The 12,628-nt window shown below is 75.9% G+C and carries 10 protein-coding genes; 4 read left to right on the top strand and 6 right to left on the bottom strand.

Annotation, left to right across the window (positions count from 1 at the left end):
- The 4 genes from E1291_RS32340 to E1291_RS32325 all read left to right on the top strand — a co-directional run.
- The coding region (locus tag E1291_RS32340; RefSeq protein ID WP_165495384.1) for an acyl-CoA dehydrogenase family protein at positions 1-439 on the top strand (439 nt) is incomplete at its 5' end.
- Positions 432-1,409, top strand: a complete 978-nt coding sequence (locus E1291_RS32335) for a 3-oxoacyl-[acyl-carrier-protein] synthase III C-terminal domain-containing protein (RefSeq protein ID WP_131741874.1) — start codon at positions 432-434, stop codon at positions 1,407-1,409. The genes E1291_RS32340 and E1291_RS32335, both read left to right, overlap by 8 nt.
- Positions 1,410-1,464: 55 nt before the next feature.
- Positions 1,465-2,295: a hypothetical protein gene (locus tag E1291_RS32330; protein ID WP_131741873.1), complete on the top strand. Its 831-nt coding sequence runs from the start codon at positions 1,465-1,467 to the stop codon at positions 2,293-2,295.
- A 60-nt stretch (positions 2,296-2,355) separates the two neighbouring features.
- Positions 2,356-3,837, top strand: a complete 1,482-nt coding sequence (locus tag E1291_RS32325; protein WP_131741872.1) for a class I adenylate-forming enzyme family protein — start codon at positions 2,356-2,358, stop codon at positions 3,835-3,837.
- Between the two features lie 117 nt (positions 3,838-3,954).
- Here the strand turns inward: E1291_RS32325 and E1291_RS32320 are convergent, their stop codons facing one another.
- The 6 genes from E1291_RS32320 to E1291_RS32295 form a co-directional block, all read right to left on the bottom strand.
- Positions 3,955-6,456: an ABC transporter permease gene (locus tag E1291_RS32320; RefSeq protein ID WP_131741871.1), complete on the bottom strand. Its 2,502-nt coding sequence runs from the start codon at positions 6,454-6,456 to the stop codon at positions 3,955-3,957.
- Positions 6,453-7,235: an ABC transporter ATP-binding protein gene (locus E1291_RS32315; protein ID WP_131741870.1), complete on the bottom strand. Its 783-nt coding sequence runs from the start codon at positions 7,233-7,235 to the stop codon at positions 6,453-6,455. Before E1291_RS32315 ends, E1291_RS32320 begins: the two co-directional genes overlap by 4 nt.
- A 311-nt stretch (positions 7,236-7,546) precedes the next feature.
- Positions 7,547-8,458, bottom strand: a complete 912-nt coding sequence (locus tag E1291_RS32310) for a TauD/TfdA family dioxygenase (RefSeq protein WP_131741869.1) — start codon at positions 8,456-8,458, stop codon at positions 7,547-7,549.
- Positions 8,459-8,569: 111 nt separating this feature from the next.
- Positions 8,570-9,820: an MFS transporter gene (locus E1291_RS32305; protein ID WP_131741868.1), complete on the bottom strand. Its 1,251-nt coding sequence runs from the start codon at positions 9,818-9,820 to the stop codon at positions 8,570-8,572.
- Position 9,821: 1 nt separating this feature from the next.
- Entirely contained in the window at positions 9,822-10,766 is a 945-nt protein-coding gene (locus E1291_RS32300) for an ornithine carbamoyltransferase (RefSeq protein WP_131741867.1), read from the bottom strand.
- A partial coding sequence (locus E1291_RS32295) for a serine hydrolase domain-containing protein (RefSeq protein ID WP_131741866.1) occupies positions 10,763-12,628 on the bottom strand: 1,866 nt, incomplete at its 5' end. The genes E1291_RS32295 and E1291_RS32300, both read right to left, overlap by 4 nt.

The raw sequence follows: 12,628 nt of genomic DNA, 5'->3' as shown, positions 1-12,628 counted from the left end.
CGCGGCGCTGGAGCGGATCGCCGCGACGCGGCGGCTGGTGCTGCGCGCGGCGGGCGACGTCGAGGCCGACCCGGACCGCGGCTACCTGGCCTCGGCCGCCAAGCTCGCCGCGACGGACCTGGCCCGCGCGGTCTGCGACCGGCTGCCCGGCCTGCTCGGGCCGGGGGCGCTGCTCGACCATCCCCTGCTGGAGAAGTGGTGGCGCGACGTCGCCGCGTTCGAGTTCATGGAGGGCACCTCGCACATCCAGAAGCTGAACGTGACGCATCGGGCGCTGTCCGGAGAGGCCGCCGCCGTCCGGGCGGCCACGGTCCCGGCCGGCACGGTCTCGGCCGGCACGGTCTCGGCCGGCACGGTCTCGGCCGGCACGGTCTCGGCCGGCACGGTCTCGGCCGGCACGGTCTCGGCCGGCACGGGCGAGGAGGCGGAACATGGCTGAGCGGGCACCGGCGGAGGCGCACCGGGGCGTGGCCCCGGGGACGGCGCTGGCCGAGACGGCGGTCCATCCCGGCGACGAGAGCCTGCCGCTGGAGAAGATCGCCCCGGCGCTCGGCCTCACCGACCGCGAGGTCCGCCGCTACCGCCGCTTCTTCGGCCTGGACGCCGTCCGCTGGAGCCCGGCCCGCGACACCGCCGGGCTGCTGGTCGCCGCCGCGCGGAACCTCGCCGGGCTGCCCGGCGCCGAGCACCGGGTCCGGTTCGTGATCCACGGGCGGACGATGGAGGCCACCGGCGCCTACTCGGCCAACCCCGTGCACCGGGCCGCCGCCGAACTGGGCCTCGGGCACGCGGCGGCCTTCGTGGTGAGCCAGCACGCCTGCGCCTCCGGGCTGCTGGCGGCCGCGCTCGCCGGGCGGCTGCTGGCCGACCGCGGCGACCCGGACGCGCTCGCGCTGGTGCTCACGGGCGAGAAGACCTACCCGCACGTCACCCGCTACATCCCGGCGACGACCGTGATGGGCGAGGCCGCCGCCGCGACCCTGGTCGGCCTCGGCGGGGAGCGCGACCGGATGCTCGCGCACGCCACGATCACCCGCGGCGAGTTCCACCAGATGACCGGACCGGACGCCGACACCGCGGCCGCCTTCGAGAGCGCCTACCCGGGGACGCTGGCCGAGCTGATGCACACGGCGGCCGAGCGGGCGGGCGCGAGCATGGACGAGGTCCGCCTCGTCCTGCCGCACAACGTCAACCGGCTCTCCTGGACGCGGACGTGCCTGGCGACCGGGCTGCCGCTGGAGCGGCTGTGGCTCGACAACGTCCCGGTCACCGGCCACTGCTTCTGCGCCGACCCGTTCCTCAACCTGGTGGACGCCGTCCGGGCCGGGGCGCTGGCGCCGGGCGACCTCTACCTGATGGTGAGCGTGGGTCTCGGGGCCACGTTCTCGGCGCTGGCCCTGCGGCACTGACGTCCGTTCCCGACCGCCCGTCTCCGACGCTGTGTTCCCGACCGAGGGGGTTCCCTTGCCCAGCGACCGTCCACTGCGGCTGGCCGCCGTCCGGCACCTCCCGTTCGGCCGGAACCCGGCGTGGCCGGACCTGTCCGTGCAGGCCGAGTACTTCGCCGAGCGCCTGGCCGGCCCCGGGGCGGGCGCCGGGGCCGTGGTCCGCCCGGTCTCGGGCAACCGCAACGGGTACGCGTGGATGGCCGAGCGGCTCCTCGCGGCGCTGCCGGGCGAGCCCGACCTCGTCGTGCTCGCGCACGCGCTGCCCGACTGCGACATGAGCGTCTCGCTGGGCGGCTACCTGACCCACGCCGCGGCGGGGCGGCCGATGGTCCTCGCGGTGTCCGAACAGGGCCGGGCCACCCCGTTCGCCGCGCTGCGCCTCGCCGGGGCGCACCCGCGCGAGGAGTACCCGGCCGTGGCGGTGCTGGTCCTCGACCAGAACACGCTGTTCTACGACGACCCGGCCCTCGCGGACCTGGACGCGTCCGAGGACCACGCGGTCGGGCTGCTGTTCACCCCGGACGGCCCGGTCGGGTTCGGTCCCGCCGAGCAGCGCACCGGGGTCGCGCCGGAGCGCGCCGCCGAGCTGGTCGCCGACGAGGTCCGCGCGCTCGGCCCGGGGACCGCCGTCCTCGTCGCGGGGACCGCCCTGGCGCCGCCCGCCTCGGCGGCGCACGAGCGGCGCGCGCCCCGGGGAGGGCCGTGCACCTCGGTCTGGAGCGAGTTCGCCGCGCGGCTGGCCGAACCGGTCCCCGCCGACCGGACGATCCTCGTCGCCGAGTACGAGCCCGCGCTCGGCTACCTGTCCCTGGCGGCCTGCGACGTCCCGGCCGGGTGGTCGTGCTGACCGGACCGCCGCCCGCGCCGCCGACCGCGCCGCCGACCGAGCCCGCGTGAAGGAGCCCGCATGTCCCCCGTCCTGCTGCACGACCTGCTCGACCGCGCCGCCGCCCGCGCCCCCGCCGCGCCCGCGCTCAGCACCCGGGACGGCGGCACCGCCGGTCACGGGGAGCTGGCCGCGCTGAGCGAGCGCGCCACCGGCTGGCTGGCCGCCCGGGGCGTCGGCCGCGGCGACCGGGTCGTGCTGGTCGGCGCGCACGGCGCGGTCACGGTGGCGCTGGTGTACGGGTGCGCGCGGATCGGCGCGGTGTTCTCGATCCTGCACGAGCAGACCACCCCGCGCGGCCTCGCGCACGTCCTCGACGACGCCGCTCCGCGGCTGCTGGTCGCCGACGGCGCCGAGGCCGCACGGGAGGCCGGGCTCCACGGGATACCGGTGTTCGCGGGCAAGGCGGCGGCCGACGCCGTCGCGGACGCCCCCGCCGGGCGGGCGCCGGACGCGCGTGTCCTGCCCGTCGACCCGGCCTGCTTCATCTACACCTCGGGGAGCACGGGCACGCCGAAGGCGGTCGTCTCCACTCACGCGCAGATGGTGTTCGCGGTGGACGCGATCCAGAGCGTCCTGCGCTACCGGGAGGACGACGTGGTGTTCCTCGCCCTCCCGCTCTCCTTCGACTACGGCCTCTACCAGCTCTTTCTGGCCGCGCACGCGGGCGCGCACGTCCGGCTGGGCTCGCCGTCCGACGCGGGGCCGACGCTGCTGCCCGCGCTGCGCCGCGGTGGCGCGACCGTCCTGCCCGCGGTGCCGTCGATGGCCGCGAACCTGGCGCGGACGCTGGAGCGCTACGGCGGCACCGCGCCGCTGCGGCTGCTCACCAACACGGGCGCGGCGATGCCCGCCGGGACGCTCGCCGTCCTGCGCCGCCACCTGCCGGAGCTGCGCGTCCAGCTCATGTACGGGCTGACCGAGTGCAAGCGGGCGGCCATCATGCCGCCGGACGAGGACCTGCGCCGCCCCGGGGCCAGCGGCCGGGCGCTGCCGGGCACCGAGCTGCTGGTCGTCGGGCCGGACGGGACGCCGCTGCCGCCCGGCGAGAGCGGCGAGATCGTGGTGCGCGGCCCGCACGTCATGAGCGGCTACTGGCGGCGGCCGGAGCTGACCGCCGCGCGCTTCCCGCTGCGGGACGGGCTGTTCCCCGAGCTGCGGACGGGCGACCGGGGCCGGCTGGACGCCGACGGGTACCTGTACTTCGACGGGCGCGACGACGACGTCTACAAGTCCCGCGGCATCCGGGTGAGCGCCCTGGAGGTCGAGGCGGCGGCGCACCGGGTGCCCGGCGTGACGAGCGCGGCGGTCCTCCCCCCGGCGGGCGCCGGGACGGAGGCGGTCCTGTTCGCGGTGACCGCGCTGGAGCCCGCCGCGGTGATGACCGCGTTGCGGGACGAGCTGGAGCCCTACAAGCTGCCCGGCCGGTGCGTGGCCGTGGACGGCCTGCCGCTCAACGGCAACGGCAAGGTCGACCGCAAGGCGCTGGCCGGACTGCTCTGAGCGCACCACCTGCCACCACGCGCGGAGACGCCCCGCGCGGCGCCCCCGGGGGCGCCGCGTGGGGCGTCGGCCCGTACGGGCCCGGCGTCGCCGGGCCCGTGGTCTCACTCGCCCGTCTCACTCGCGCAGGCCGGCGAGCTCCACGACGCGCCCGCGCATCGCGTGCGCCGCCGCGCCGGTGCCCGCCAGCACGCCGATCAGCAGGCAGACCGCGATGACTCCGGCGGTGGAGGCCCAGGGGACGGCGGGATGGACGGTACCGGTGACGCGGTAGAAGGCCAGGCCCTGCGCCACCATGACCGTGACCCCGGCGGCGGCCGCCACGACCGAGCCGAGCACGACGGCGATCATCGACTCCACCGCGACGTACCCGAGGGACTGCTTGCGGGTGGCGCCCGAGAGCTGGAGCGCGGCGAGCTCGCGGCGCCGTCCCGTGCCCGCCATCACCATCGTGTTGGCCACCGCCACCAGCGAGTACAGCAGCGCGATGCCGAGCACGATGAAGGTGGCGCTGCGGCTCGACCCGCGCGAGTCGGACGCCTCGGCCCGCGCCGCCGCGTCCTGCGGCAGGATCCGCGCGGGCTGGCCGGACAGCGCGGCGCGCAGCGCCCGCTCCGCCTCGACGCGCCCGCTCCCGGGCAGCACCCGCACGTCCGCCCGGCTGGCGCGCGCGGAGGTGACCGCGTCCGAGCTGAGGAAGGTCTGGTCCCCGACAAGGCCCGTGCGGGCGACCGCGGTGACGGTCACGTCCCGCTTCGTCCCGTCCGGGCCCCACACCGACACCGGGGTACCCGGCTCCAGGTCGCCACCGTCGGCGGCGCGGCGGTCGACGATCAGCGAGTTGCGGCCGAAGTCGCCCAGCCGTCCCGACAGCAGGGCGGGGGCCTCGACGCCCGGCACGTCACCGGGGTCCACGATCTGCGCGTTGAGCGCGTCGATGAACTGGCCCTCCCGCGTCCCGACGTAGACCGACGCCTCGCGGACCGGTGCCGCCCGCACCCCGGGGACGTGCTGGAGCGCGGCGAGCACCGTCCCCGGGAGCGCCCGGCCGGCGGCGGGGAGCACGACGAAGTCGGCGCGGCTCGCCCCCGCCCACTGGTGCGCCCGCGCGCTCTCGGCGCCGTCCTGCAAGGCGAAGAACGTCGCCGCCACGCCCACCGCCACCACGACGGCGCCCGCGGTGGTCGCGGTGCGCCGCGCGGCCGCGATCGCGTTCGCCCGGACGATCATCGCGCCGGGGCCGAGCCGGGCCAGCGGCCGGGTCAGCCCGCGCACCATCGGCCCGATCAGCACCGGGAGCAGCAGCGCGAACGCGCCCACGAACAGCAGCGGAATGTGGATGATCTTCTTCAGGCTCGTCATCTCGGCGGGCGAGCCGTTGATGACGAGCCCGGCCAGCACGACCGCCGACAGCAGCATCCCGGCGGCCAGCAGCCAGCGCAGCGGCGTCATCACCCGCTGGTCCACGGCCGCCTCGCGCAGCGCCTCGATCGGCGCGACCCGGCCGGCCCGCCAGGCGGTCACCGCCGAGCCGGCCAGCGCCGAGAACAGCCCGGTCGCGAACCCCGCCGGCAGCGGCCACCAGGACAGCCCGACGGTGAACCAGCCGGGCGCGATGTCCGCGTGGACCATCGCCCGGCCGACCAGCCGCCCGCCGAAGACCCCGGCGGCGCAGCCGGCGAGCGAGGCCACCACCCCGATCAGCACGGCCTCGACGACGATCATGCGGCGCATCTGCCGGGCCGTCGCGCCGGCCATCCGCAGCTGCGCCATCTCGCGGCGGCGCAGGTCGGCGACGAACGCGAAGGTGGCGACCACCACGAAGATCGCGACGAAGCTCACCACGGCGGTGGTGATCTCGGCGGTGATCTCGGTGCCGTCGAGCAGGTTCCGGCCACCGCTCGGGTCGGGGTCGGCCTGCTTGCGGTCCGCGCCGGTCAGCACCCGCGCGCGGTCGCCGACCACCCGGCGCACCGCGTCCGCCGGGCCGAAGACCGCAGCGGCGCCCGCCGACGGCTCGATCCGCGCCGCCGCCCGGTCGGTGAAGAAGACCGCCTCCTCGAACCACTGCGGCTTGACGACGCCGGTCACGAGGTAGGTCCCGCGTCCGGCGGGGGTGTCCACCTGGACGCGGCGGCCGACCATGGCGGTGTCGCCGGAGGCGATCACGACCTGGTCGTCGGCGGCGGGCGCGCCGCCCGCGGTGAGCCGGTAGGGGCCGAGCCCCGCGACCGACCAGCCGTGTCCGACCTGCTCGTCCGAGCCGCCCGGGGCGCGGACGCCGAACGTGTGGTCGACGACCGTGCGGCCCGTCGCGGGCAGCCCGGCCAGCAGCGCCTGCGGCAGCGGCGCCGGGCGCGACAGCGGCATGTTCAGCCGGACGCCCTCGTACTCGAACGGCAGCTTGTCGTTCGGCGTCACGACGACGGGCGCGCCGCCGAAGCGCTGCGGCCCGGGGAACGGGGTCTGCAACGCGGCGGCCAGCGTGAGCAGCATCGGCACGACGATCGCCACACCGGCGGCGAGCGCCAGGAACGCGCCGGTGAAGCTCACCCAGCGGGTGCGGAGCGTGGCGAGCGAGAGCCCGAGCACGGCCCTGGTGGGCTGCTCGCCGCTCACGCGTCCGCCTCCATCGCGGCCAGCTTCGCCGCCACCGCGTCGGCTGTGGGATCGGCCAGCTCGCCGGAGATCCGGCCGTCGGCGAGGAACAGCACCCGGTCGGCGTACGCGGCGGCCCGCGGGTCGTGCGTCACCATGACGACGGTCAGGCCGGGGTCGTCCACGGCGCCGCGGAGCAGTTTCAGCACCTCGCGCGAGGTGGTGGAGTCGAGGGCGCCGGTCGGCTCGTCGGCGAACACGACGTCGGGGCGGGTCACCAGCGCCCGCGCGATGGCGACGCGCTGCTGCTGGCCGCCGGACAGCTCGCTCGGGCGGTGCCCGGCGCGGTCGGCGATCCCGACCGCCTCCAGCACCGCGTCGACGTCGGCCGGCGCGGCGGGCCGGCCCGCGAGCCGCCGGGGCAGCTCGACGTTCTGCCGGGCGGTGAGCGACGGGATGAGGTTGAACGCCTGGAAGACGAAGCCGATGCGGTCCCGGCGCAGGATCGTCAGCGCGTCGGCGGAGAGATCGTGCAGGGCGACGCCCGCGACGCGCACCTCCCCGGACGTCAAGGTGTCGAGGCCGGCCGCGCATTGCAGGAGCGTGGACTTGCCCGAGCCGGACGGCCCCATGACGGCGGTGAAGGTCCCGGTCCGGAACGTGGCCGTGACGCCGGCGAGGGCCTTCACCGCGCCCGCGGCGGTGCCGTACTCCTTGTGCACCTCCACCAGCTCCACGGCCCCGGCCGGCTCGACGGCCGGGGGTTCCTTCGCAGTGGTCCTGTTGCGCATTGTGAACATGGACGGGTCCTGTCATCGACGTCTGGTTTGGCGGGGGACGGACGAGTCCGGCACCGAAAACGCTAGTGAGCGGGCGTGCCCGTGTCTCTGGCGCTGCTTGCAGTCTTGACCCTGTACTTGAGTGCAGGGTCCGGGCGTCCGAGCGCGGATCCGGCGGCGCCTTCCCGGCCGGCCGACTTCGGTGATCGCCATTCCCGAGGTTCTCCCGCCGCGCCCTCGCCGGGCATCGGCCATCGCGCTGGAACCGGTTTTCACTGATCGGCTGATGGCGGCCTACGACCTGCGGGCCGGACCGGTCACCACAGGGCCGGTCACGACATGGCCACCAGGACGCGGCGGGCGCCGGTGAAGGGGCGGCGGCCGTGCGCGGTCAGCACGTTGTCGATGAGCAGGACGTCCCCGGCGTGCCAGTCCACGTCCACGGCGCAGGCGAGGCCCCGCTCCCGGATCTGGTGGATGTACTCCGCCGGGATCGGCCCCCCGTCCGCGAAGCGCACGGACTGCGGCATGTCCTCCTCCGCCAGGATCCTGCTCAGCGCCTCGCCCGCCTCGCCCAGCCCGGCCGGGTGCCACTGGTCGGCCTGGTTGAACCAGACCTCGGCGCCGGTGACCGGGTGCCGCACCGTGGCCGGACGGGTCTGGGTGACGCGCAGCGACCCGTCCCGGCGCCACTCGTGCTCGGCGCGCGTCCCGTCCAGGAACGCGGCGACCTCGTCCCGGTCACCGGTCTCGAAGGTGTCCTGCCAGCTCTTGCCGAGCCCGGTGCCGCCGTGCAGGTTCTGGGTGTAGCGGACGCCGCCGGAGAAGGCGGCGACGAGGTCGTCGTCCAGCTCGGCGAGCCACCGCCCGGTGTCCAGCACCGGGGTCGCGCCGCCCGTCGCGGGCGGCACCGCGCAGAAGAACGACAGCCGCGACGGCCAGGAGTGCGCGTAGGACAGCTCGCTGTGCATGGAGATCGTCTGCTCGGCCGGGTACTCGGTCGAGGTGTAGACGCCGGCCCCCACCTTCGTGCGCGGCGAGTTGCCGTGCACGTAGGCGAGTCGCCTGGGCAGCAGCAGGTCCAGGACGTCCGGCAGCGTCTCCTCGGTCGCGCCGAGCCCCCGGAAGACCAGCGCCTTGTCGTGTGCGAGCAGCGCGCCGAGGTCGGCGCCGGCCAGGAACTCCTTGAGCTCCTGGCCGCCCGCCACGGTGATCTCACGCGGTGCCCAGTCGGCCGCTCCCATCACGGCCCCCCTTTCCTTGCCGGTGGACGAGCGGTGCCCGTGGACGAGCGGGCCGGGCGCCGGGCGCACGCCCCCAGGACGGCGAGGCGGCCCGGCCGGGAACGCGTCCGGTCACGGGTCGGCCCGCCGGATCGCGGGCGTGGCGAAGGCGATCAGCCCGAACGCGGCCATCGCGGCGGCGGAGACGAGCAGCGTGTCCCGGGCGCCGAACAGGTGCAGGGAGAACCCGCCGACGAGCGAGCCGACGGAGTTCATTCCCGAGGCGACCATGCCGAGGACGCTGCCGACGCGGCCCTGGAGCCGGTCGGGCGTCGTCTTCACCTGGTAGATGCCGGCGGCCACGTTCATCATCGCTCCGGCGGCCACCATGACGCCGAACAGCACGCCGAGGGCGACCGCGTTCCCGGTGTAGGCGATCCCGGTGAGGAAGACGCCCCAGACGAAGAACGTGCCGATGAACAGCGCCGGCATGCCGACCAGCTTCAGCATCCGCCGGGAGGACAGCGCGCCGGCCACGCCGCCGAGCCCGGCGATCAGGCCGATCACGCCGACCAGCGCGGGCGACCCGTCCCGCTCCTTGATGATCAGGGCGATGCCGATCGCGAGCACCTGGAAGACGATGTTGCTCCCGGCGATCAGCACGATCGCGATCCGGAGCACCTTGTCCTGCCAGACCCACGCCAGGCCCTCCGCGATGTCCTTGCGGAACTTGCGCCTGGGGCCGTCGTCCTCGACCCGCTCCTCCTCGAAGGGACGGCGGATCAACAGCAGGAGCAGCAGCGCGAGCAGGTGGGTGATCGCCGTGAGCCCGAAGGGCATCCAGCGCAGGGCGGCGAAGAGCCCGGACCCGACCGGCTGGCCGAGCAGCCCGGACGCCTGCCCGCGCGCCTCGTTCTGCGAGAGCCCGGCGGGCAGCTGGTCCTCCGGCAGGACGTGCCGGATCGCGGCCCGCTCGGCGAGCTGGTACACGATCGCCGCGGTCCCCTCGATGAACGCGGCGATCATGATCTGCGGCAGCCAGAACCGGCCGGAGGCCAGCACCAGCACGACCCCGAGCATCGACAGGGCGCCGGCCAGGTCGCAGTAGATCATCAGCTGCCGGCGGCGGACCCGGTCCACCAGCACGCCCGCCGGCATCTGCATCAGCAACTGCGGCAGCAGCGCGGCGAAGCCCACCAGGCCGGCGCCGACGGTGTCCCCGCGCCAGACCATCAGCAGCGGGTAGGCGACCGCCGCCGCGCGCATCCCGAACGTGGACAGGCCCGCGCTCGTCCAGAGCAGCAGGAAGTCCCGGTTGCGGCGCAGCGGGACCGGCTTGTCCTCGCCGCCTTGGCTGCCGGGGACGTCTTCGAGAACGCTCATGTCAGGCCCCCCTCCGCTCGACGACGCCCCGGACGCACCATTCGAGGACGGCCATCGCGCTCCACATCTTGTTCTCGGCCTGCTCGAAGGCGATGCTGCGGTCCCCGTCGAGGACGTCCGCGGTCACCTCGTCGCCCCGGTGGGCGGGCAGGTCGTGCATGAACAGGGCGTCCGGGCTGGCGCGCCACAGCCCGGCGGTGACCTGGAACGGCTCGAACGAGCGGCGCCAGTCGGGGTCGTCCTTGGTGGTGCCGGTCGTCTGCCAGCGGGTCGTGTAGATGACGTCCACCCCTTCGGGGACGTCCCGCAGGCTCTGGCCCTCGGTGAACGTCGAGCCGCAGGACGCGGCCTGCTTGGCGGCCCGGGTGGCGGTGGCGGCGGCGAGCCCGTAGCCGGGCGGCGTGGCCAGGTGCAGGTGGACGTCGCGGAAACGGGTGAGGCCGAGGGCGAGCGCGGCGGCGGTGTTGTTGCCCTCGCCGACGTACAGGACGCGCAGCCCCTCGACCGCCCCGAACCGGCGGTACAGGGTGGTGAGGTCGGCGAGGCCCTGGGTCGGGTGCTCCTGCTCGCTCATCGCGTTCACCACCGACATGCCGCCGAGGGCCGCCCACTCGCGCATCTCCGCCTCGTCGTCGGCGGTGCGCGCCACGAGGACGTCCAGCATGCCGGCGAGGACGGCGCCGGTGTCGGCGGCCGTCTCCCCGGTGGCGAGCTGCAGCTCCTCGGGGCGGAAGACGACGACGCCGCCGCCGAGCCGCTGCGCGCCGGCGGAGAACGCGGTCCGGGTGCGGGTCGAGGTGCGGCGGAAGAGGATTCCCGTCACCGTGCCGGCGAGCGGCGCCCCGTCCGCCCCCCGGCCCTCGGCGAACCGGGCGCCCCGCACCACGACGGAGTGCACGTCCTCGTCCGTGAGGTCGGTGAGCGAGATGACATGGCGTTCGGTCAAGGCGCGTCCTTTCGTTGGGTGGGCCGCCGGTGCGCCCCGTCCTGGTCGAGGGCGAGGGTGAGCGCCTTGACGAGCCCGGGACCGTGGTCGCCGTTGGTGAGCAGGACGAACCCCGACGCGGCGTGCAGGTGGGCGAGGGCGAAGCAGTGGTAGCCGGGGACCGTGCCGCCGTGGCCGTAGTGGGTGTCGCCCTCGGACACCTCGACGATCGTGCCGAGCCCGTAGCCGCTGTCGGGCGAGGGCGTGAGCAGCGCCCCGGCCGAGGCGTCCGAGAGCAGGGCCCGGGGCCGCCCGAGCCGGGCGCGGCGGACCTCCAGGAGCAGTTCGGCCAGGTCGGCCGCGGTGGCCCACATCCCGGCGGCGGCGAGGTCGGCCCGGACGCGGTAGCGGCCCTCGATCGTCGCGCCGTCCTCGTCGTGGCCCCAGGCGGGCGCCCGCCCGTCCGCCAGCGGGAGGGCCTGGTCGAAGCCGCTGTGCCGCAGCCCGAGGGGGCCGAGGAGCAGCTCGTCCATGAGGTCGGCGAACGGGGTGCCCGTCACGTCCTCCAGCAGCTGCTGGACGACCAGGTAGTGGACGTTGGCCCTGCGGAAGCCCTCCCCGGGGACGAACTCCCGGGTGACGTCGGCGAGGATCTCGGTGAGCGCGGGCACGTCCGCCCCGGGAAGGACGCCCTGCCCGGCGTTCGGCGTGAGCCCCGACCGGTGGCCGAGCAGGTGTCGCAGCGTCACCGGGACGTCGCCGTCGCCGCCCGGGACCCGCCAGGACCTCAGATGGCGGTTGACGTCCTCGTCGAGGCCGAGGCGACCCTGGTCCACCAGGCGCAGCGCGGCGAGCGCCGCCGGGTGCTTGCTGAACGAGCCGACCTGGAAGACGGTGCCGGGCCGGACGGGCGCCGTCCGCGACGCGTCGGTGAACCCGGCGGTCTCCACCGCGACCAGCTCGCCGCCCTCGATGAGCGCGAGGCTCGCGCCCGGCACGGTGCTCTCGCCGAGGGCCTTCTCCAGCACCTCCCGGAGGTGCTCGCCCGAGGGCGGCCCGGACGGCGCCACCGGAACCGGGGCGGGCCGCCTGAGGTCGACGGCGGCGGCCAGCTCCTCCAGCGTCTCGTGCTGGTAGAGGGTGTACAGGGTGAGCGGCACCCCGGCGGCCTTGGCGGCGGTGGTCACCCGGATCGCGTGGACCGAGTGGCCGCCGAGCGAGTGGAACCCGTCGTCGCGGCCACAGCGCTCCACGCCCAGCACCGAGGTGAGGATCGGCGCCAGGGCGCGTTCGGTCGGGGTGGCCGGCACGCGGTAGGGCCGGAGGGCGGGGCCGGTGCGGCGGCGCAGCAGCTCCGCCCGGTCGATCCTGCCGTCGCGGTCGAGCGGGAGCGAGTCCAGCGCGGTGTGGCTCGCCGGGACGAGGTGGGCGGGCAGCCGCGCCGCGCACGCGCGGCGCAGGGCGGCGACGTCCACCGGAGCGTCCTCGTCGGCGTCCTCCACTGCGACGTGGAAGGCCGCGATCTCTCCCGTCTCCGTGACGGCGACGGCCGCCCGCGCGACGCCCGGATGCCCCTCCAGCACGGACTGGATCTCGGTGAGCCCGGCGCCCGCGCCGCCGATCGCGGCCAGGTCTGCGGTGCGGCCGAGGAGGTCCAGGGTGCCGTCCGGCAGCCACCGCGCCCGGTCGCCGGTGCGGTGCAGGCGGGCTCCCGGCGGGCCGTAGGGGTCGGGGACGAACGCGGCGGCGGTGGCGCCCGGGTCGCGGTGGTAGCCGCGCGCGAGCCCGGCCCCGCCGACGTACAGGTCCCCGTCGACGCCGGGCGGGACGCGGCGCATCCGGGCGTCGAGCACCCGCACCGTCACGCCGGGCGGCGGGCCGCC

It is taken from the genome of Actinomadura roseirufa, assembly GCF_900659635.1.
Taxonomy (GTDB): Bacteria; Actinomycetota; Actinomycetes; order Streptosporangiales; family Streptosporangiaceae; genus Spirillospora; species Spirillospora roseirufa.
Note: the sequence above shows the minus strand (reverse complement) of the source record. Positions and strands in the feature narration are given on the sequence as shown.

Coding starts and splice junctions, on each gene's coding strand:
- E1291_RS32335 (WP_131741874.1), top strand. CDS start 432: ATGGCTGAGCGGGCACCGGCGGAGGCGCACCGGGGCGTGGCCCCGGGG.
- E1291_RS32325 (WP_131741872.1), top strand. CDS start 2,356: ATGTCCCCCGTCCTGCTGCACGACCTGCTCGACCGCGCCGCCGCCCGC.
- E1291_RS32315 (WP_131741870.1), bottom strand. CDS start 7,235: ATGTTCACAATGCGCAACAGGACCACTGCGAAGGAACCCCCGGCCGTC.
- E1291_RS32310 (WP_131741869.1), bottom strand. CDS start 8,458: ATGGGAGCGGCCGACTGGGCACCGCGTGAGATCACCGTGGCGGGCGGC.
- E1291_RS32305 (WP_131741868.1), bottom strand. CDS start 9,820: ATGAGCGTTCTCGAAGACGTCCCCGGCAGCCAAGGCGGCGAGGACAAG.